Origin of the sequence: Nevskia soli (assembly GCF_903970205.1) — a bacterium.
Taxonomy (GTDB): Bacteria; Acidobacteriota; Terriglobia; order Bryobacterales; family Bryobacteraceae; genus Bog-113.
The window spans coordinates 1-20,326 of the sequence record NZ_CAJCHS010000186.1; the positions used below are offsets into that span (position 1 = coordinate 1).

General features: G+C 59.0%; 20 protein-coding genes. 5 read left to right on the forward strand and 15 right to left on the reverse strand.

The window, feature by feature from the left end:
* Nucleotides 1-281 precede the first annotated feature (281 nt).
* The 3 genes from H1Y01_RS08410 to H1Y01_RS08420 form a co-directional block, all read right to left on the reverse strand.
* Nucleotides 282-470, reverse strand: coding sequence for a hypothetical protein (locus H1Y01_RS08410; RefSeq protein WP_180539995.1), 189 nt, complete (start codon nt 468-470; stop codon nt 282-284).
* A 306-nt stretch (nt 471-776) separates the two neighbouring features.
* On the reverse strand, nt 777-1,028 hold the full coding sequence (locus tag H1Y01_RS08415; RefSeq protein ID WP_180539996.1) for a hypothetical protein: 252 nt from the start codon (nt 1,026-1,028) through the stop codon (nt 777-779).
* An 831-nt stretch (nt 1,029-1,859) separates the two neighbouring features.
* Nucleotides 1,860-2,492 carry a hypothetical protein gene (locus H1Y01_RS08420; RefSeq protein WP_180539997.1) on the reverse strand — a complete coding sequence of 211 codons (633 nt, stop codon included), beginning with the start codon at nt 2,490-2,492 and terminating at the stop codon, nt 1,860-1,862.
* 485 nt (nt 2,493-2,977) lie between these two features.
* On the opposite strand from H1Y01_RS08420, the gene H1Y01_RS08425 reads away from it, so the two are divergent.
* The gene (locus tag H1Y01_RS08425) at nt 2,978-3,121 is read left to right on the forward strand and encodes a hypothetical protein (RefSeq protein ID WP_180539998.1); all 144 of its coding nucleotides are present in this window, start codon (nt 2,978-2,980) and stop codon (nt 3,119-3,121) included.
* Between the two features lie 221 nt (nt 3,122-3,342).
* Here H1Y01_RS08425 and H1Y01_RS08430 read toward each other — a convergent pair whose 3' ends face one another.
* The 11 genes from H1Y01_RS08430 to H1Y01_RS08480 form a co-directional block, all read right to left on the reverse strand.
* On the reverse strand, nt 3,343-4,674 hold the full coding sequence (locus H1Y01_RS08430) for a Gfo/Idh/MocA family protein (protein ID WP_180539999.1): 1,332 nt from the start codon (nt 4,672-4,674) through the stop codon (nt 3,343-3,345).
* Between the two features lie 80 nt (nt 4,675-4,754).
* Nucleotides 4,755-5,000: a hypothetical protein gene (locus tag H1Y01_RS08435; RefSeq protein ID WP_180540000.1), complete on the reverse strand. Its 246-nt coding sequence runs from the start codon at nt 4,998-5,000 to the stop codon at nt 4,755-4,757.
* 45 nt (nt 5,001-5,045) lie between these two features.
* Nucleotides 5,046-6,185 carry a histidine kinase gene (locus H1Y01_RS08440; protein ID WP_180540001.1) on the reverse strand — a complete coding sequence of 380 codons (1,140 nt, stop codon included), beginning with the start codon at nt 6,183-6,185 and terminating at the stop codon, nt 5,046-5,048.
* Nucleotides 6,186-7,292 (reverse strand): hypothetical protein, encoded by a 1,107-nt coding sequence (locus tag H1Y01_RS08445; RefSeq protein WP_180540002.1) that lies wholly within the window; start codon nt 7,290-7,292, stop codon nt 6,186-6,188.
* 160 nt (nt 7,293-7,452) lie between these two features.
* Nucleotides 7,453-8,856, reverse strand: coding sequence for an outer membrane beta-barrel protein (locus H1Y01_RS08450; RefSeq protein WP_180540003.1), 1,404 nt, complete (start codon nt 8,854-8,856; stop codon nt 7,453-7,455).
* A 142-nt stretch (nt 8,857-8,998) separates the two neighbouring features.
* A complete protein-coding gene (kdpC, locus tag H1Y01_RS08455; RefSeq protein WP_180540004.1) occupies nt 8,999-9,586 on the reverse strand; it encodes a potassium-transporting ATPase subunit KdpC in 588 nt (195 codons plus the stop codon).
* Nucleotides 9,587-9,590: 4 nt separating this feature from the next.
* The gene (kdpB, locus tag H1Y01_RS08460) at nt 9,591-11,738 is read right to left on the reverse strand and encodes a potassium-transporting ATPase subunit KdpB (RefSeq protein WP_180540005.1); all 2,148 of its coding nucleotides are present in this window, start codon (nt 11,736-11,738) and stop codon (nt 9,591-9,593) included.
* 4 nt (nt 11,739-11,742) lie between these two features.
* Nucleotides 11,743-13,539 carry a potassium-transporting ATPase subunit KdpA gene (gene kdpA, locus H1Y01_RS08465; RefSeq protein ID WP_180540006.1) on the reverse strand — a complete coding sequence of 599 codons (1,797 nt, stop codon included), beginning with the start codon at nt 13,537-13,539 and terminating at the stop codon, nt 11,743-11,745.
* A 15-nt stretch (nt 13,540-13,554) separates the two neighbouring features.
* Complete coding sequence (kdpF, locus tag H1Y01_RS19975; protein WP_219341392.1) at nt 13,555-13,638, reverse strand: K(+)-transporting ATPase subunit F; 84 nt, start codon at nt 13,636-13,638, stop codon at nt 13,555-13,557.
* A gap of 163 nt (nt 13,639-13,801) precedes the next feature.
* Nucleotides 13,802-14,497 (reverse strand): response regulator transcription factor, encoded by a 696-nt coding sequence (locus H1Y01_RS08475; protein WP_180540007.1) that lies wholly within the window; start codon nt 14,495-14,497, stop codon nt 13,802-13,804.
* Nucleotides 14,494-15,990 (reverse strand): sensor histidine kinase, encoded by a 1,497-nt coding sequence (locus H1Y01_RS08480; RefSeq protein ID WP_180540008.1) that lies wholly within the window; start codon nt 15,988-15,990, stop codon nt 14,494-14,496. The genes H1Y01_RS08475 and H1Y01_RS08480 overlap by 4 nt, the downstream gene beginning before the upstream one ends.
* Before the next feature lie 202 nt (nt 15,991-16,192).
* On the opposite strand from H1Y01_RS08480, the gene H1Y01_RS08485 reads away from it, so the two are divergent.
* The gene (locus tag H1Y01_RS08485; protein WP_180540009.1) at nt 16,193-16,927 is read left to right on the forward strand and encodes an OmpA family protein; all 735 of its coding nucleotides are present in this window, start codon (nt 16,193-16,195) and stop codon (nt 16,925-16,927) included.
* Here H1Y01_RS08485 and H1Y01_RS08490 read toward each other — a convergent pair.
* Nucleotides 16,913-17,770, reverse strand: coding sequence for an ExeA family protein (locus tag H1Y01_RS08490; RefSeq protein ID WP_180540010.1), 858 nt, complete (start codon nt 17,768-17,770; stop codon nt 16,913-16,915). The two genes, H1Y01_RS08485 and H1Y01_RS08490, sit on opposite strands and share 15 nt — an antisense overlap.
* A 103-nt stretch (nt 17,771-17,873) precedes the next feature.
* Here H1Y01_RS08490 and H1Y01_RS08495 point away from each other — a divergent pair, with 103 nt between their 5' ends.
* The 3 genes from H1Y01_RS08495 to H1Y01_RS08505 all read left to right on the forward strand — a co-directional run.
* Complete coding sequence (locus H1Y01_RS08495; protein ID WP_180540011.1) at nt 17,874-18,536, forward strand: phosphatidylserine decarboxylase; 663 nt, start codon at nt 17,874-17,876, stop codon at nt 18,534-18,536.
* Nucleotides 18,524-19,396 (forward strand): CDP-diacylglycerol--serine O-phosphatidyltransferase, encoded by an 873-nt coding sequence (gene pssA, locus H1Y01_RS08500; protein WP_219341390.1) that lies wholly within the window; start codon nt 18,524-18,526, stop codon nt 19,394-19,396. Before H1Y01_RS08495 ends, pssA begins: the two co-directional genes overlap by 13 nt.
* Nucleotides 19,389-20,326 (forward strand): Asd/ArgC dimerization domain-containing protein (locus tag H1Y01_RS08505; protein WP_180540012.1); only part of this gene is annotated, 938 nt, incomplete at its 3' end. The genes pssA and H1Y01_RS08505, both read left to right, overlap by 8 nt.

Here is a 20,326-nt window from a genome sequence, read left to right on the forward strand (position 1 = left end):
TGGCCGTAAGCCGCGACATTAACTGCGTCCAGACCTAATCGTCCAATCGCACCAACAGCCTTGGCTGGGAGTGCCCTCGCGGCAAGACTCGTTCCTGAACTGACAAGCGTGTCTATCGCGATTCCTGCCGCGCCGTCCCAACCGGCGCTGTGGCTCCCAATGTGCGCGCCTTGACCGAACAGAGTTTGAATGCCTGACTCACCATGGAGTGGGGGAACACCCTGGCCTGCGCCGCCAAGAGCGATCTGGGCAAGATCGCGAGTAGCCCGAAATATTCAGTCCTATGTCAATCCTATGTCGGTGAGCCCGGAAACGGTATTCCCGCCAAGAAATTGCCCAATGAAGGTGTTCTGGGAATGGAATGCAGCCGCGATGCTCGAAACATTGTACGTCGGCTGGAAGCTGGTTCCGGGCGATCCGGCAATGGTCGTCGTGTAGGCTTCCACCAGCCGGCCGCCGCCGTTGCTCATCGCGGCGCCGTCGCTGTCGCTGAATCGTAGACATAATACCGGTTAGGGGTTGCAGGCTGGTACGGGCCGCCGTAACTCGAGATTGTAACGCGGTGCAGCGCGTCATGGTTGTAGCAGGTCAGATTCCCTGCGGCGTCCTTCTTCCGGATCAGATCCCCCGGCGAAGATGCCGCACAATTCGGACTGGAATGGTAGTTATAGACGGTTGTCCCTGTGATCGAGCCGAACAGCCGACGGGTGCGGGCTTGCATCATCGAAGGGCAACCGACACGACGGACTCGCCATGTGCCCCAGGCACTGTTGGTTTCATCCGCCGAATCCTAACGACCCGAAGTACAGGATCGCTCCAATGACAATGGCCCACCAGAAAGAAAGCATAATACCCTCAGACCGCACCTCGAAGGTAGCTCCAGCTGCTGACAGGCGGCGTGTTCTCCAGGCCAAGAACGCAAACAGGAAGGTGGCGAGAACAGTGGATCCGACGATCCACGAGCGCATCAGAGTGCCGGCCAGATCTTCTAATCCCATGGGTCGCAGCGCGATGATTGCTTTCCCCAACAAGTGATTCGTTATAGGAACGATGACTATGATAAACAACAAAAAAATCGCGTACATTATAGAGCGAAATACGCTCCTGGTTGCACGGGCGGCGATCGCCATTATCCACCGACCCGACAGTAACTCTGGACGTTGGAAAGCATATTGGTCCAAATCGAGTTCTCTGCAGCCTTGATTATCTTGGCCATGAAGAGTTTCGTGACGGGGTTGACAAAATTGGCGTTTGCTGTGATCGAGAACGTTATGTCCCGTTGCCTGCGTTGACCGTCGAGAAAGAGATTGTGCCGTTAAGATAATGCCGGGACGGGTCGGTTGTAAAGGTATAACTGCTCGCAGAAACCGACGTTGCCGTGACCGCCAGAATCCCAGTTGGAAATTCGCCCCCTTCATAATAGTCGTTCAGGCCCGGCAAAATTATGTATTGGCCACCTTGAACGATGGGCACCGACGGGAAGTTGGCGGCGAAGACTAAGCTCCTATTATCCGCGAAACTCCCCATGTTGTTCTCCACAGCGTTCATCACGAACTGCGCGGGAACCCCGCATGGGAAGGTTTTCGTCCCGGTCCTGGAGACCTCGGACGCGGGCGTCGGGCCGGTGGGCTGTTGCGGGGCGGGCGGGAAACCGTTAGTAACGTTTTGCTTGCACGGAATGGTCTGCGGGATTCCAGCGTCGGCGGGATCGTACCACAGCGTACCGCCGCAGTTGGCTATTTGGCTTGGCGTTCCTTGTGGGGAGCCACTGGGGCTTGGGCCGCCTTGAGGTAAGATTCCTGCCACCAGCACCTGGAGCGAGTGCGAGGTCTTTGAAGGCGACTCCAACTCTGCCGTTATCACTGGCTCATCCGAACCATGGCCGCCACCATCATCGCGCAGAACAGCATTACGTTCGCGAGTACCGGGGTCCTCTTCCGGGTAACGACGAAGAGCACAGCCAAGATGGCCGAAACTGCGATGCCCGTTGCACCAAGCGCGTATTCCTCGGTTAAGAGCGCATGAAAATCGTTACTGAGCACCCGTCCGAGAATAAACCCGGAAAGTGCCAGGGCGCTGGAGCCAACCCAGCTCGGCAAAACCCAGGGCGTGCCCTCCCCCTGAGCGCAGACTTCAGCTTCAGCGTTTTTCCGGCTAACTATAGCATCCGACCAGTCTGAAACAAAATAGACACTACCCCATGGAGCAACGAAATGGCGGAGCCGCAACCTACACACGCCTTCCAATGCAGATGGCGAAATGTCCTGAATTTGGTCTTTCGGCACAGTCTTCGACCCCCACCATCGCTGAATCTGAATCTCTCCTTCACGAGCCCGAATGCTGGCCAAGGTATTCATGTACGCAAGAAGCGGCAGTAACGGGAGACAGATCGTCCAATAAGGTAAAGGTTCGCCTGCTAAAAGCAACACGAGACCGGCCCCCAAAACGAGAGGCAACCACAAGTTGACTACAACTGCGGGGATTGCTTTCATTTTGTCAGTCACCAAGAGCCGCAGATCGGGAACACCGAGGTGTTTGTTCTCGCGCCGGCGCTTCCCCGACCCCCTAAACCAAACCCGAGTGTGATATTGAATTGCCAAGAGCCGTCGCCGACTGACAGATCTCCCCCTAAACCAATGCCTGCAGCGACGCTCGTCGAAGCATCTAAGCTAGGACCGGCTAATTGCGATACGTCTGAGACGTTAGATATTCCGAACTGAGAACCGCCTAATAACCCAAAGCCTTTCGTCGACGGGGTTACCCAGGCGTATGACCCTGCCCCGGTTATGCTCGCCGGCGCTGCAGCGGTGATTACGTAGGCGGCATTCCCGTTCGGGCTAACGCCGATTTGCACCGACACACTCCCATATAGCCCCATACCCGATCCAAATCCGACGCCCCCAGATCCACCTAGTCCGTCAAGGAGCGTCTTGCCCCAGAACTTTGCAGCAGCCGCTTGAACGGGAAGAATCGCCGCTTGCGCTCCGGACGGGACGATACATCGTCCCTGGTTAGCTTTGGGCGCTTGAACGCTGCCGTCCCCCTAGTCCTCGTCGGCTGGAAGCTGGTTCCGGGCGATCCGGCAATCGTCGATTTCGCCATGTTGCCGAATAAGTCATAAGCATACGCGGCGCCCCATGCCGACCCGCAGTTGTCCTTGGTCACCCGCGAGAATTCATCGTAAGTGAAAACGCAGGTTTGGTTTTCATTGCCGAAGATGGTATCGGTGATCGACCGATGCCGCATGGTGTGGTTTGCGTTCTGCGTGATCGTCGCGGTTTGAGACTTCGTACCTACGTTACTTCATACCCGAGGGAAAGAATTCTTCTGCGGTCGGCCGCCCTAGGCGGCCGTTACCGCGTGATCCCTTACCTTCATGGCCCGCTCGTCCCAGAACAACACCTTACCCTGCTGGTAGCTTTGTACGCTCATCGAGATGGTGACCTGCGCTCGCAGCGCAGTTTCTACGTCCAGCACGGGCTTCTCGCGCGTCCGCATGCACGAAAGGAAGTTCGCGATGTGCCGGGTCATCATGTCGGATTGGTCTACCGGGATATCGATCTCGCTGTCGCCGAACTTCGCTTTATAAGCATCGTCAATAACGTTGTGCTCCGGATAGACGCTGATGAAATCGGTAGGCGCTTCAAACATACCGTGCTGCACCATCACGATGGAACCGAGATGCCCGCGAATCAGCCCCGGGATGTGCCGCGAGTTGGCCATCGTCGAGCTGAGTACCAGCGAGTGCCCCGCCGCGTAGTCCGCCAGCAAGTTGAAGGTATCGGGAACTTCGCGGCCGTCTTTGAAGACGTAAATACCGCCGCTGGCCATCACGCGCGCGGGGAACTGCGGTTCGGGCCAGCAGATATTCATCGGGGCGACGACGTGGAAGAACAGGTCGGTCGCGATGCCGCCCGAATAGTCCCAATACTTGCGGAAGCGGAAGAAGCGATCGGCATCCCACGGACGTGCGGGTGCTGGACCCAGCCAGGTCTTCCAATCCACATAGTTATCTCCCTTGCCGTTGGGACCGGCATCCGGATCAATCTTCCAGTTCCACTCGCCCTCGACCGAGTTGCGATGGTATGAGCCCTGGCTCTCGATAATCTGGCCGATCATGCCGTCGGCGATCGCCTTCTTAGCCTTGTGCCATTGATCGGCGGACGTGGTCTGCGAGCCCACCTGGAACACCCGCTTGGTTTCACGCACGGTGCGGGCGAGTTGCAGCGCCTCGTCGATGGTGTGAGTCATCGGCTTCTCGCAGTACACGTCTTTGCCGGCGTCCAGCGCGGCGAGAGCGATTTTGGCGTGCCAGTGGTCGGGCGTCGCGACAATCACGGCGTCGATATCGGGACGCGCGATCACTTCGCGGTAATCGAGATAGCCCTTGGCGTTGTGCTTCTCCGCCGCCTCGCGCTTGCGCTTCTCATAAACGTCGCAAACCGCTACGATCTGGCAGGAGTTCGGATTGTCTTCCGCGAACTTCGAGAACTTGTTGGCGAGGTAGGAACCGCGTCCGCCGACGCCGACCACGCCGAGGTTGATACGATCATTCGCGCCGACAACGCGAGAGGTAGCGGCTTTCGCGGCAAATAGATGTTGCGCGGCGCTGAGGGCGATACCGGATGCCGCGGCCTTCTTCAGGAAATTGCGGCGATCGAATTCAGATGACATTTCGGACGACATGGCAGTTACCTCGCTGGAGATTGTGTCGTTATTATATGTCGCGTTGGGGTGCGGGACGTTTGGACGCGCTAGCCATCGAGTGCCGAATCTGTGCCCGCTCTTTCTTGCTGCTCAAGCCGGAGGCGCACTTCATCATCGTCAATAGGGCCCTGGTCGGCCTGAACGATTCCTTCCGAAACAGCGGCGCTGAAGCGATTCCTGGTTTCGACCAAACGCAAGGCCGCTTCCTTTACGAAATGCTCGATGTCCATCCCGTCGAGGGTCGCGATGCGCGAAAGTTGCGCTTCCTGCTCTGGCGTGAAACGGACTTCCATTCCTAACGATAACGAAATACGCCACGGAAATATGCCCTTCCCAACTTACATGTCCCGTTCCGGCCCTGGGCGCACGGCCGCCGTATCGCGTCGATCGTCGACCACCGTAACCTGCATGCCCTTCGATAAACGCACGATCTTCTGCACGTCATTGCGCAGAAACGGCGGCAGCCAGTTCTTCAGTTTCGGCCACCCGATGAAGATCTCGGTCACGCTGTTGGCGCGCGCGAACTGAACCAGCGTTTCCGGAACCGATTGGGCCTCGATCAAACGGGTTTCCACGTGCAGATTGCGGGCGAAGTTGAGGTGCTTATCGGTAAGCGCGCGCGCACGCGCGGCTTGATCTCCGAGAGGTGCAATCCCAACCGCTATGCAATCGGAATGGATAAAGTCGGCGACCCGCTTGGCACGGCGGATCAAAGCAACGCTCGACGGATCGTCGGTGACGAGAACCAGAATCCGTTTCGAGGAGTCGCGCTGAACATTGCCGCCGCTTTCGAAAGCGGGTTTATCTGAACCGGCGTCCTGCCGGCGCGAACCGACCTCGTGAGCCGTCTGCCGCAAAGCCATCTCGCGCAAGGCGGCCAGAGTCGATTCGCGGAAGAAGTTATTCATCGCCTGCTTGGCCTTATCGGGCTTGTAGATGACGCCGCGTTCCAACCGGTTCAGCAGGGCACGCGGCGCGAGGTCGACCATGACCACTTCACTCGCGCGCTCAACCACCCAATCCGGAATGGTCTCGCGCACACGCACCCCCGAGATCTGCTGCACCTGGTCATTGAGGCTCTCCAGATGCTGGATGTTCATCGTCGTATACACATCGATCCCGGCGTCCAGCAGCACCAACACATCTTCCCAACGCTTGCTGCGCGCCGAACCGGGTACGTTCGTGTGCGGAAATTCGTCGACAAGGCAAACCTTCGGATGGCGCGCCAGTATGGCGTCGGTATCCATCTCTTCGAACAGAGTGCCGCGGTAGTCGACCGTACGGCGGGGGACGGTTTCGAATCCGGCGGTCAGCGCAATCGTGTCCTTGCGGGCGTGCGGTTCGAAGTAGCCAATGACGACGTCGACGCCTTCGGCCTTCAATTGCTGGCCTTCTTCGAGCATCTGATACGTCTTGCCCACGCCCGCGGCGAAGCCGAGAAAAATCTTTAGATTTCCGCGCTCAGGCTTGTTGGGCATTCAAAGCTGGGGAAACACTCGAACATCGAAGCCGCGGCGCTTGCGTAGAAGTTTATCCAGCGGCGTGCCGATCAGCCGGGCTTTCCAATCGTCGCGCATGCTATGGCCGACGAAAACCTGCGTGATGCCGCGCTTGTGCGCGAATTCGAGGATCGAGTCGATCGGATCGCCCTCGAGCCGCTCCACTTTCACGCCGAAAGCCCGGGTCAGTTCAAGATTCGCTTCGAGCCGGGAGCGTTGATCGGCCGCGAGTTTCGGCTGCTCCACATACGCGGCGACTAGTTCTCCGTGGAAACCGTCCCGTATGCGGCCGCCTATCTCCAGCATGCGGGCGGCATTGGCCCGCGGAGTGAGGCAGATGAGAACGCGCTCCTGCGTGCCGTAGCTCTGCTGAATGCCATTGCGTTCCAGATAGCACTCAAGCTGGTGGTCCACCACATCGGCCGCGAGTACCAGCGCGATCTCGCGCAGTTGGGCGGACCGATGCCGCAAGGCGTCAATATCCTGCGCCTGTGTCTCCCCCGACGCATAGTCGTGGAGGATGTGGGCATCGGGCGGCGCGTCGACTAAGACGATTTCATCGGCGCGGCGGATGAAATCGATGGGTACACTCTGGTCGACGCGCTTGTTTCGGATGCGGGCGACTTCGTCCTGCAGCTCGGCGATGTAACCCAGGTTGATGGTGGTAACGACCGAGATTCCCGCCGCGAGTAGCTCGTCGACATCCTGCCAGCGGCTGGCGTGGCGCGAGCCGGGCGGATTGTCGTGAGCCAATCCGTCGACCAGACAGACTTGCGGATGGCGCTGCAGGATGGTATCGACATCCATCGTTTCGACGCCGGCCACTTTCTTGAGCGGGATGATTTCGAGTTTCTGGAGCAGGCGCGAGATATCGCTTTCGATGACGGTCTGGATCGCGCCGACCACAACGTCCTGCCCGCGTTCCCTGCGGCGGCGGCCCTCGTCAAGCATACGGAAAGATTTCCCGACGCCGGACGCATATCCGAGGAAAATCTTGAGCCGGCCGCGCCGCAGGTATTCTTCTTCGGCTTGAACGCGGCGGAGAAGCTGGTCGGGGTCGGGACGAGTTAGTGCCGAAGTTGGCATACTTCGATTATTTCAACATTGTGCAGCCGGCAGCGGGATGCGAGAAAGACTCATTAGCCACAGATGAACACAGATAAAACCACAATCAGCATCTGTGTTTATCTGTGTTCATCTGTGGCTAATTAGTTCTTGATCTACCGGCCGATAAAACTATTCATCGCTACCAACTCCCCGCCTTTTGCCCAAACCAGAAGATTAACCCCATCGTCGCGGTGTTCTGTTCCTTCTTAAGAATATCCCCCACCGAGGTATAAAAATACGGATGATTCGAAAAGTCACGCCGCCATTCGTCACGGACTATCAGGTTATCCATCAGCTTGTACTCGAAAGTAAAGGTCGTCTCTTTCAGCGCTTGATCGACGCCGCTAAAGAGTCCGCCGTCATGCATGTATTCCGCTCGCGCGCCGAGTGCCACGCGTGAAGTGACTTGATCGCGCGCGTAAAGAGCGCCGCCCCAGGTTTCCACCGGCGCGGAGGTCGTCTGGTAACGCTCGACCACGTAGTCCGCTTCAGCGGCGACGGTCCACTTCGGCGAAGCCTGCCAGATCGCGTAGGAATCGAGGATGTCGAGCTTTCCTTTAGGTGGATTTACGATTGGCGTGAATCCGACTCCCTGGAGATCGCCCACCGCGGTCGGGCCAGTCACGTTATAGATGGTGTCCGGGTGTTCCTGACCCAGATAGTAATTCACATTCCAGGTGACCGTCTTTGCCGGCTGAATGGTAAACCCGAACAACTCATCTTTGTAGTTATTGAAGGCTTCCGTCTGTTGCGTTCCATTGTCCATCCAGTAATTGAAGGTGACCTGATCGTTGATCTTATAGGCAGCGCGAAGTCCTTCGTGGTAGAAAGGCAGAAAATCAAACCAGTACGAGCGCGAATAGTTGATCTGATCTTTGTTGTAATTCCCTTCAATGCCCAGCGAACTGGACCACTTACCGAAATCGATCGTCAGACCATTGTTCGCTACCGGGAAAACATAGGTGCCGAACGCCTGAAAGATGTTCTGGTAAATGCCCGGCCGCGGTTCGTTAGCGGGGTTGCCTTGAAGCGTCTCGGTGGCTTGCCCCCACTGGAGATCGACGCGTGCTCCCCAGCGCTTGCCGTTGGCCGCATCGGGCGCGTTCTCAATCACGACGTCGGCCTGATTTAAGTTGAAGCTATTACTTAGGACGTCGTAGGCGCGGAGCAGGTTCACGCGCCCGATCGGGTAATTGAAGTTGTAATCGTAGTAGCCGTCGAATAGAACGTTCAGGGTGGTGCCTCCCGGCAGCATGGGCAGCGTTGGTGTCGTCTGGGGCGTGGTTTGGGCGGCGTCTACTGCGGGAGTGCCCGAAGGTTGGGCGTTTTCAGGCGCGGGCGCCATGGTGGATGCAACCGGGGCTACCGCGGCTGGTGCGGTTGGTTCTCCCAATTTCTGTTCAATCGCGGCCAGGCGATGCTCCAACTGGTCAATACGATCGAGAAGCGCTTTCTCACGGGGCGTAGGCGCTTCCGTCTCCTGTGCGAACATCCGGGCAGTTATTAACAAGCAGGCGACCGCGGCTTTGCTGATTTTGCGCATACCGCTAACTTAGCGTGTATGCCAAAGACGTTAGTGAGCCTGTGTCAACCGGCTCCCTCACGGTCGCGGCTCTGTAACCCAAATGAATTTACTGAGCCGCGCGCGTAAGCAAGCGGTCGTTTCGGACTCGCGAGACGGGACGTCAGCGAGTCGCGGCGCGCGGGAATGCGCGGTCTAGCGCCAGGTTCAATTGCAACACGTTCACACGCGGTTCGCCCATAAACCCAAGAGTGCGACTCTTGCTAGCTTCGGCGATCAACGGTTCCAGTTTCGCTGCGTCAACTCGACGCGCTGAAGCTACACGATCGATCTGAGCGGCCGCCGAAGCCGGACTGATGTCCGGATCGAGCCCGCTGCCGGAAGCAGTAAGCAGGTCAGCCGGCACGGGTCCGGTAAAGTGCGGATTGTCTTTGCGGAATTGCGCGACGTCCGCCTTCACGCGGTCGGCCAGCTTCTGATTCGTCGGCCCCAGGTTCGAGCCGGTCGAAGCTGTGCCGTCATAACCGTTACCGGCAGCCGAAGGACGCGAGTGGAAATACTCCGGTTTGGTAAAGGTTTGGCCGATCAACCGCGAGCCAACCACTTTACCGCCGCTGGTAATCAGCGACCCGTTGGCCTGATGAGGAAAGATCACCTGAGTGACGCCGGTGATCGCCAGAGGGTAGATGATACCGGTAAGCACAGTAAAGAACAGAGTAATTCGAACCGCGGGTCCAATTTGATTCCACATAGAGTTATGCCAGGTGTAAGAACACAAGCAGCCGGTCGATAATCCAGATGCCGGGGAACGGAACGATAATCCCGCCCACGCCATAGATCAGTAAGTTACGCCGTAAGAGCGCGGCTGCGCCTTGCGGCCGGTACTTGACTCCGCGCAAAGCCAGCGGAACCAGGGCGATGATAATCAAAGCATTGAAGATGACCGCCGCTAAGACCGCGCTCTCGGGATTGTGCAGGCGCATGATATTCAGATGTTCCAGCACCGGGAACGTAGTCAGAAACATGGCCGGGATAATCGCGAAGTACTTGGCGACGTCGTTGGCAATTGAGAAAGTCGTCAGCGCGCCGCGCGTAATCAGGAGCTGCTTGCCGATCGCCACGACTTCGATCAACTTCGTCGGGTTACTATCCAGATCGACCATGTTACCGGCTTCTTTGGCGGCCATGGTTCCCGTGTTCATCGCCAGACCGACATCGGCTTGAGCCAGTGCCGGAGCGTCATTCGTGCCGTCACCCGTCATCGCCACCAGCCGGCCTTCGCTCTGTTCGCGGCGGATATATTCGAGCTTGTCTTTGGGCGTGGCTTGGGCGAGGAAATCGTCAACCCCGGCTTCGGAGGCGATCGCCGCGGCGGTCAACGGATTGTCTCCCGTGATCATTACCGACCGGATGCCCATGGCGCGAAGCTGCCCGATCCGTTCCTTCATGCCGCCCTTCACGATATCCTTCAAATGCACGATGCCGAGAAGTCGACGCCCGTCAGCCACGGCGAGGGGCGTGCCTCCGGTTCGCGAGATCCGGTCGGCGGACTCACGGAACTCGTCGGGAGCCACCCCGCCCAGCTCGGTGACGAACCGCATGATCGCTTCGGTAGCGCCTTTGCGCAGTTGCCGGCCATCGATGTCCACGCCGCTCATCCGGGTGTAGGCCGAGAAAGGAATAAAGCGCGCGTCGTGTTCGGATACTTCACGGCCCCGCAGTCCATGTTTTTCCTTAGCGAGGACCACTATCGAACGGCCTTCCGGCGTCTCATCGGCCAGACTCGAAAGCTGGGCGGCATCGGCCAGTTCGGGTTCGGTAATCCCCGGCGCGGGAAGGAATTCTACCGCTTGGCGATTGCCTAGAGTGATTGTCCCGGTCTTATCGAGTAAGAGAGTATTCACGTCGCCCGAGGCTTCTACCGCCTTTCCGCTCATCGCCAGCACGTTGTGCTGCATCACGCGGTCCATTCCGGCGATACCAATGGCGGAAAGCAATCCGCCAATGGTCGTAGGAATCAGGCAGACCAGTAACGCGGTAAGTACAGCGATCGAAGGGACCGCACCGGCATGTTGCGCCGCCACGCTGTAAGCGGCGAAAGGTTGCAAAGTAACAACGGCGAGTAAGAAGATCAGAGTAAGTCCGGCAATCAGGATATTCAGGGCGATCTCGTTCGGTGTCTTCTGCCGTTCCGCTCCCTCCACTAATGCAATCATCCGATCCAGGAAGGTTTCGCCGGGATTGGAGGTGATCTTGATCTGCACCTGGTCGGAGAGCACCTTCGTGCCGCCGGTAACTGCACTACGGTCGCCGCCCGATTCGCGGATCACCGGAGCGCTCTCGCCCGTAATAACGGATTCGTCGACGGTCGCGATACCTTCGATGACTTCACCGTCACCCGGAATAATGTCATTGGTTTCGCAGACCACAACGTCTCCCGCGCGAAGCATGGAAGACGGAACATCTTCAAGCTTGCCGGATGAAGTCATCCGGTGCGCGATGGAATCGCTCTTGGTTTTGCGCAGCGTCTCGGCTTGCGCTTTACCGCGAGCTTCGGCCATGGCTTCGGCGAAGTTAGCGAATAGAACGGTAAACCAGAGCCAGAGAGCGATCTGAAAACTAAATCCGGTGTGTCCGGCGCCGCTCGCAAGATCGCGAACCAGGAAGACGGTGGTGAGCGCGGCGCCTACTTCCACCACAAACATCACGGGGTTTTTCCAGAGCGTGCCCGGATTCAGTTTTACGAACGATTCGCGCGTGGCGCTGCGCAGAATGGCGCGGTCGAACAGCGGGCGCGCGCGGAGCAGCTTCTTCGGAATCAGACTCCCGGTGTCGGGCGCCGGAGAGCTTGAGGGCTGCGAATCGGGCGTCATCGTCGATGGAGTATCGGTAACAGTGCTCATCGAATCAGCTCCAGAACCCGCCGAACGGCAGGGAGGCGAATAACTTCCCGCTTTCCAGCAGGAAATGTTCTACGATCGGGCCCAGCGCCAGCGCGGGAAAGTAAGTCAGCGCTCCGACAATGACGACCACTCCCGCCAGTAGGCCGACAAACAGCGGCCCATGCGTGGGAAATGTGCCCGCGGTACTGGCGATCCGCTTCTTGGCCGCCAGACTCCCGGCCGCCGCTAACAGCGGAATGATAAAAAGAAACCGGCCAATCAGCATATCGAGACCGAGAGTCAGGTTGTACCATGGCGTGTTGGTATTGATGCCCGCGAACGCGCTGCCATTGTTCCCGGCGCCGCTGGCGAAGGCATAGAGGATTTCGGAGAAGCCGTGCGGTCCGTTGTTCGTCAGATTCGCGATGGCTGCACCGGCCGGGTTCCAGTAACCGTTCTTCGAGAAACCGATTACGGAACTTAGCCCGGCAAAGATGAGTATGCTTGCCGCTGTAGCGATGAGCGCCAGCATCGCCATCTTGACTTCCTTCTGTTCGATCTTCTTGCCGATGTATTCCGGGGTTCGTCCGACCATCAGGCCGGCGATAAACACGGCGACGATGGCGAAGAGCAACATCCCGTATAGACCGGCGCCCACACCTCCGAAGATAACTTCGCCGGTTTCAATGTTGAACAGCGGCACCAGGCCGGCTAGCGGCGTCAAGCTATCGTGGGCGTTATTCACCGCGCCGCAGCTCGCGTCGGTAGTCACCGTTGTAAAGAGGGCGGAAGTAGCGATCCCGAACCGTACTTCCTTACCTTCCATGTTTCCGCCGGCCTGTCCCGCAGTGGCGGCGCTTTCCAACCCAAGATTAGTCAGTATCGGATTGCCGTGCTGTTCCGCGGGATAACAGACAAACACTCCGATCAGAAACAGTAAACTCATCGTGGCGAAAAGCGCCCAGCCCTGGCGCGTGTCCTTGACCATTCGTCCGAACAAATAAGTCAACCCCGCCGGGATCGAGAAGATCATCACCAGCTGAATGAAATTCGTAAAGGGCGTGGGATTCTCGAAGGGATGGGCGGAGTTTGCGCCGAAGAAGCCGCCGCCGTTCGTACCCACCATCTTGATCGCTTCCTGGGAAGCTACGGGCCCCATCGGAATTACCTGTTTCACGCCCTCGAGCGTGGTGACAACGTCGTTCGGCTTCAAGTTTTGAATCACGCCCTGCGAGCAAAGGAATAGGGCGCCAATGATCGATAACGGCAGGAGAACGTAGACCGTGCCCCGAGTTAGATCGACCCAGAAGTTACCGATGGTCTTGGTCTGTTGGCGCGAAAATCCGCGAACCAGAGCAACCGCGACAGCCATACCCGCCGCGCCGGAGCAGAAATTCTGGACAGTCAGTGCGGCCATCTGCACGAAGTAACTTAGAGTCGACTCGCCGCTATAAGATTGCCAGTTCGTATTCGTGACGAAACTAACCGCTGTGTTGAAAGCCAGGTCAGGCGCCATGACCGGCGTCCCGAAGTTCTGCGGATTCAATGGCAGGTACGCCTGAAGACGTTGGATCACATAGACGAATAAAAAGCTGATCGCACTGAACGCAATGAGTGAGATGGAGTAGCGCGTCCAGTGCTGCTCCTCGTCTTCGCGGATCCCGCTTGATTTGTAAGTCACCGTTTCCAGCCACCGCAGCGCGGGATGAAGGAATGTACGCCGTCCGTCATAAACCGCGACCAGGAACAGGCCCATCGGTTTAGTAATGGCTACAATCACGCCGAAGTAGATGAGGATTTCAATGATGCCTGAGGCTGTCATATTTGGGCTCCCTCGCTAGAACCGCTCAGCGCGCAAAAGGGCGTAGATCAGGTAAGCGAAAAGGAACAACGATGTGATACCGGCGATTATGTAGTCCATATCGATTTAAGATGGCGATTTACAGACGCTCGCACGCGCGAGTAAAGGCCCAGCATCCAAAGAAAAACAGGAGCGCGACGATCACGTAGAAGATATCGAGCATAGGCCTAACTCAACCCTAGCAGTCTAAATGTGATAATCGCGGGAAAGCCGCGTAAGAATTTTATAAAGAGGGGGGCGAAAAACGGTATCCAACCCACGGCTCGGTTAGCAGATACTGCGGTTTAGCCGGATCCGGCTCGATCTTGCGCCGCAGCTGTTTCATGAACACGCGCAGATACTCCACCTCGTCGCCGTATTCCGGCCCCCAAACTCGCTGCAGGAGTTCCCGATGCGGAATGGCGCGGTTGGGGTGGCTGATCAGATATTGCAGCAGATCGAATTCTTTGGGCGTCAGGTGCTGGGCGTCGCCGTCACGGGTAACGGTTCGCCGTTCGAAGTCGATCCGGACATCTCCGAGGTCGACTTGTTTGGGGGCGCCGGTCTGAGGCTCCAGAGTCCGGCGCAGCGCAGATCGTATGCGCGCCAGCAGCTCGGGCGTGCTGAACGGCTTGGTGACGTAGCCGTCCGCCCCCGCATCCAGGGCGGCGATCTTTTCGCCCTCGCTGTCACGCACCGTGAGCATCAGGATCGCGCAATCGCTCACTGCGCGAATGGCGCTGCACGTGGCGATTCCACCCATACCCGGCATGTTCACGTCGAGCAGAACTAAGTCGAAGCGATCCGTCCGGAGCAGCTCCAGAGCATCTTCGCCGTTGCGGGCTTCGGTGACCTCGTAGCCTTCGTCGGCCAGAGTTATGCGCAGCACGCGGCGGATCTGCGGTTCGTCGTCTACCAGCAGCACGCGGCCGGTACTCACGAATCTGCTCCGGCCTTCGCGGCCACTGGAAGCATAATGGAAAACCGCGCGCCTTCGCCCGGCCGGCTCTCCACCCACACATGGCCGCCATGCGCCTTCACGATCTCGCGCACGATATGCAGGCCGATACCCGTACCGGGTGTCTCCGGGCTGGTGCTTGGCGCTCGATGGAACTTATCGAAAATACGCCCCTGCTCCGCTTCCGGTATTCCGGGACCTGAGTCGATGACTTGCAGAATTGCGCCGCCGTCATCCTGACAAACCGACACCTCGATGGGAGCGCCGGTCGCGGAGTATTTCGCGGCATTATCCAGCAGATGACGAACGGCGAGTTCGATCAGGTCCGCGTCGGCTGCGATCAGGATATCTCCCGGCGGAACGGAAACCGACACGGAATGGCCATTGAGCGTCTGGCGGGCGCGACCCACGGCCGCTTCGACCAGTTCCGAAGCCGGAGTTACGGAGCGGTTGAGTTGGACCTTGCCGCTCTCGATGCGCGCCATTTGAATGGCTTCGGTGACCAGCCGGTCGAGCCGGTCGGACTCCTCACTGATGATTTCGCCGAGATCGTGGACCCGGTTTGCGCTGAGATTCGGCGCGGACGCCAGACTCGTCGACGCCGCCTTGATGGACGTTAACGGTGTCTTGAATTCATGCGCGATCGCGTCGAGCAAGGTGGATTTCAAAGCTTCGCCCCGCAGCTCCGCATCGCGCGCGTTGGCTTCTTCCTGAACACGGTACCTTTCCAGAGTAATGGCGACCAGGTTGGAAAGCGATTCGAGCGCGGTCGACGAGATGCGCGCCGGAAACAGCGCGAGGCTCCCGATCGGCTGGCCTCCCAGGCGAATGGCGAAGATCAGCGACCCGCCTTCGCCGTCGTTTCTCGACATTCCGCTGACGGCCGCTTCCCGTAGCTGCGGATCGAGCCGGCTCAATGCGGGATTGTCCCAACCGGTTGCGTAAAGTTGCCCCGTGCGCGCATCGAAGAAGCCCGCTCCGCTAAAACCGAAGATTCGAACCAGTTCGTAAGGAATGCGCTTCGCCATTAGCTCGTTCGGTTCGGCGAGAAGAATGGAACGGCTCAATGAATAAAGGAGCTCCATTTCGGCCTGGCGTTGCTGGGCCGCGGAAGTTTGTTCCCGCGCGCGGGCAGCCAGCCGGCTACCGATCAAAGCCGTGGCGAGCAGCGCGATCAGCGCCACCCAGTTCTGCGGATCGGCTACGACGAACGTGAAGATGGGCGGCAGGAAAAAAAAGTTGAAACCTACCGTGGCGACGATAGACGCGACCACCGCTTCGAGCGTGCCCGCATATGTGGCGATAATCAGGACCGTCACCAGGTATGTAAATCCGGCGGTGGACGGATTCGCGCGAAGAACCTTAAGATCGATCAGCGTGACGACCGCAAGGAGTAAGATCGCGCCGGCGATTCTCAAGAGCGTCCCCGCGTCGACTCGAGGGTTGACACGGGGCGGAACGCGCCGGACCGACATGGGAACCATTCGCCTCCTAGTCTAAGGCGAGACGATTTACAATTGCGGGAGGATGACGGATCCGCCGCACGCGGGAACCGTCGCTTCGCCCGAGATGCCTCAGACTGAGCCGGAGCGAAACGACGGTTCCCGCACACAGCGATGCTGGCATGGCAAGTGCTCGAAATCTGATAGGGAGGGCTGTAAATTGCGATACAATTCTTTGCCTCTCGCGCTCGTAAGCGCCGTAGTGCTGTTATGCGGCGGTTGCGCGACCAAGAAGTATGTGAAGAACACAGTCGATCCGGTGTCGAACCGCGTCGATCAGGTAGCGAATCAGACCAATCAGCAGGGACAAACGCTCGAAGCCACGCGCCGCGACGTCGAACACAATGAGCAGGAGATCAGCGCAACGAAGGAAACGGCCCGCGGCGCGGACGCACGTGCCGGCGATGCTTTGGCTGCGGCGAGTACTGCCGGCGCGAAGGCCGATCGCAACGCGCGCGACTTAAGCGAACTTCGAAACACGGTCGCCAATCTGGAAGACTACAAACCGGCCAGCATGGTTGAGGTGCCGTTTGGTTTTGGTAAGTACTCGTTAACTCCGGTCGCCAAACGCGAGCTGGATAACCTGGCCCAGAGCAAAGACCAGTGGAAGCGTTATTTTATCGCGGTGGAGGGTTTCACCGATCGCACCGGCTCGGATGCCTATAACGACGCGCTCAGCCGTCGGCGCGCGGAAAAAGTAACGCAGTATCTGATCGCGAAGTACGACATCCCGATCTTCCGCATCCATATGATCGGCATGGGTAAGTCCCAATCCGAACAAGACCGCGGACGGGCCGCGGGCGCCAAAGCTCGCCGGGTTGAGGTAACCGTGTACAGCGCGGATGCGGCGCTGGCGACCACTGCCGCCACACCGAATCCGGCGTCACCCCCTCAGTCAACCCCGCAGTAAACCGACCTCTGCGGGTTCGGAAACGCGTGAGACCGGCGTCAATCGGAGATCCTTCGCCACCTCGGTAATCATCCCCGGGGTGACGGTGTGGCTGCTGCCGGCGAACGCGCTAAGCAGCGCGTTGTCGCACACCAGGTTAATCAGCCGTGGAATACCGCCTGTATAACCGTGAATCTGCGCGATCACCTGCGGCGAGAAGATGCGCTGTTCCGGCAGACCCGAGTGCGCGAGCCGGTAGCCGATATACGAGAGGGTCTCTTCCAGAGTGAGCGCGTTCAAACTGCAGCGCAGGGCGATGCGCTGTTTCAGTTGGCGGAACTTGGGCGCGTCCAGTTTGGCATCCAGCTCGGGCTGGCCGGCCAGGATGATCTGCAGCAGTTTTCCATGCCGGTTTTCCAGGTTTCCCAGCAAGCGCACTTCTTCCAGCACGTCCCATTCGAGATTGTGCGCTTCATCGATAATGAGAGCGGTGGTATTCCCGGATCGCGCGCGCTCCAGCAGCATGTTGTTGAGCGCAAACAGAACCTCGGTCTTCGTGAATTTGGTTCCCGGCAGCGCGAAATCGTACGCGACCATTTCAAAAAACTCAGCCCGCGAAATTTGGGAATTGAAGAGAAATGCGAACGCGATATTGTGGCCGGCTAAGTGGTCGCGGAGGCATTCGAGCAGCGTTGTCTTGCCGGTTCCGACCTCGCCGGTGAGCGCGATGAACCCCTTCCGGCTCTGCACGCCGTAAATCAAATTGGCCAGCGCTTCTTCGTGCTGCGGGCTGCGAAAAAGGAAGCTCGGGTCCGGGCTGAGGTTGAACGGGTTCTCGCGCAACCCAAAGAAAGGGTTATACATAGCAGCCAGAGGCTATCGTAGCATCCGTAGCACGTTAGCGGCCCTATTCAGCTCGCGGAAGGGTATACAGCGGCTGGCGCGTTACCATGAAGGACTAAATCGAATGGTTCGCGACGGAGTCTACTACGCGGCGGGGTTCACATTAGCGGCCGCCGTGATCGCCTGGCTCACGAACCCGTGGCTAGCGCTTCCGCTCTTCATCGTCGGCGCGTTTTGCGCATGGTTCTTCCGGGACCCGGAGCGTATGATTCCGGCCGGGCCGGTCGCCGTGTCGCCCGCGGATGGAAGAGTCGTATCGGTGGTCGAAGAAGCGCCCGGCATCACCCGCATCAGCATTTTCCTGAATATCTTTGACGTACACGTGAACCGCGCGCCCATCTCCGGAATCATCTCGTCGGTCAACTATCAGAAGGGCATGTTTCTGGCCGCGAGCCGTACCGCGGCTTCGGTCCGGAACGAGCAGAATCAAGTGACCATTCAAACCGAGGACACGCAGGTCGTCTTCAAACAGATTGCCGGACTGATCGCGCGGCGCATCGTTTTCACCAAGCAGCCCGGCGATTACGTAAGCCTCGGCGAGCGCGTGGGGATGATCCGGTTCGGTTCGCGGGCGGACGTGCTCTTCGGTCCGGAATGGCACGTCGAGGTGCGCGAGGGAATGCGCGTGCTGGCGGGTTCCAGCGTGCTGGCGCGGCGTGCGGGCACCCCTGAGCCGCTCGAAGTGCGGACGGTCGCGCTGGAGGAATCGGTGTTGTGTCCGACGTAGAACCGCGGCCGCGCCGCAAGCCGACGCGCGTCGCCTACGCCTTGCCCACCGCGTTCACGGCGGGCAATATCTTCCTCGGATTTCTGGCCATGCTGCACTCGATTCAGGGCGCCCAGGCGATCGGACATCCGGATGCCGCAGCCGCGAGCTTCGCCTTCGCCGCGCAGATGATCGGCCTCGCGATCCTGCTGGACGGGCTCGACGGACGGATCGCGCGCTTAACCAACACGACCAGCGACTTCGGGCGCGAGATGGACTCGCTTTCCGATGTCATCAGTTTCGGACTGGCGCCCGCCCTGCTGGCTTATACCTGGGGCTCGCAGTTCATCGGCGGTGAAATGCCGCTCTTGAGCGATCAACTGTCGCGCGCGGCGAAGTTGATCACGTTCCTCTTTCTGTTGTGCGGTTCAGCGCGTCTGGCGCGCTTCAACGTAACGAAGAATCCGATGCCCAAGAATCCCGGCCGCCCGAATCGCAAATATTTCGTGGGTTTGCCGATTCCGGCGGCGGCGGGTCTGATCGCGGCAACCGTGTTTGCGGCGGACGGTTATCCGATCACGTGGATGACGCTCAGCATCGTCTGGCTGCTGCTGCTGGTTCTACTTTCCTGGTTAATGATTTCGCCCTGGCGTTACTACGCCTTCAAAGACAATGCCTTCTTGCGCCCGCGCTCACCCTTGACGATCGTGCTGATTGGCGCGCTGATCATTATGATTTTCCTTTGGCGTCAGCCGGTGCTGCTGCTGATGGCAAGCACCTATACGGCGAGCGGCGTGTTGCTGCGCATCGGCGGCATCATCCGGCGGCGTTCGCGGCGGGCGCACAATCCCCCTCCGGCGTTGGAGCAATCGGTTGGCTGACCTGATGGCGCTGGTTGGGAGCGAAACCTTGCTGGGCCGCGAGCTTCGCGATTATCTGGCTGGATATTCCCTAGGTGCCGACCTGCGCCTGATCGCGTCCGAAAACGAAGCCGGCGGCGTGCTTTCGGAACACGCCGGAGAACCGGCTTTCGTCTCCCAGCTGAACGCCGGCTCTCTGATTGACACGGATTTGATCGTGCTGGCGGGCTCTCCCGAATCGTCTCGGAAAGCGCTCGAACTTGCGCCGAAGCAAGCGCTGATCGATCTGACTTACGGGTTGGAAGACGATCCGCGCTCACGCTTGCGCGCGCCGTTGGTCGAGCCGCACGATTTCCGCGTGCCGCCCGATGCCATTCACTCGATCGCGCATCCGGCGGCGGTCGCGCTAGCGATGCTGCTTGGATGCGTTGTGTTGCGCTACAAGGTGTCCTGCTGGATCGCTCACGTTTTCGAACCGGCCAGCGAGCGCGGGGCATCCGGCGTGGAAGAGTTGCAGGGCCAGGCGGTGAGCTTGCTCTCTTTCAAGCCCATGCCCAAGAAGATTTTCGATGCGCAGCTGGCGTTCAGCATGCTGGCCGCGCTCGGTGAAGAAGCAGCGCTGAAGCTGGATGACGTGGAGACGCGCGTCGAGCGCCACCTTGCGACTTTGCTGGAGCGTTCGGGCGATGGGCCCATGCCCTCGCTGCGGCTGGTGCAAGCCCCGGTTTTCCATGGCTATAGCTTTTCCATCTGGATGCAATTCGACGCCGACGCGCCGGATATCGATCAGATCGAGACTCTTCTGGCAACCGAAAACATCGAGGTGCGCGGCAACGGTGCCGAGCCGCCGAACAACATAGGAATGGCGGGGCAAAATGGAGTTTCGGTCGGGGCCATCACTCGCGATCGCAACAACGCCCGCGCGGTTTGGATCTGGGCGGTGGCGGATAA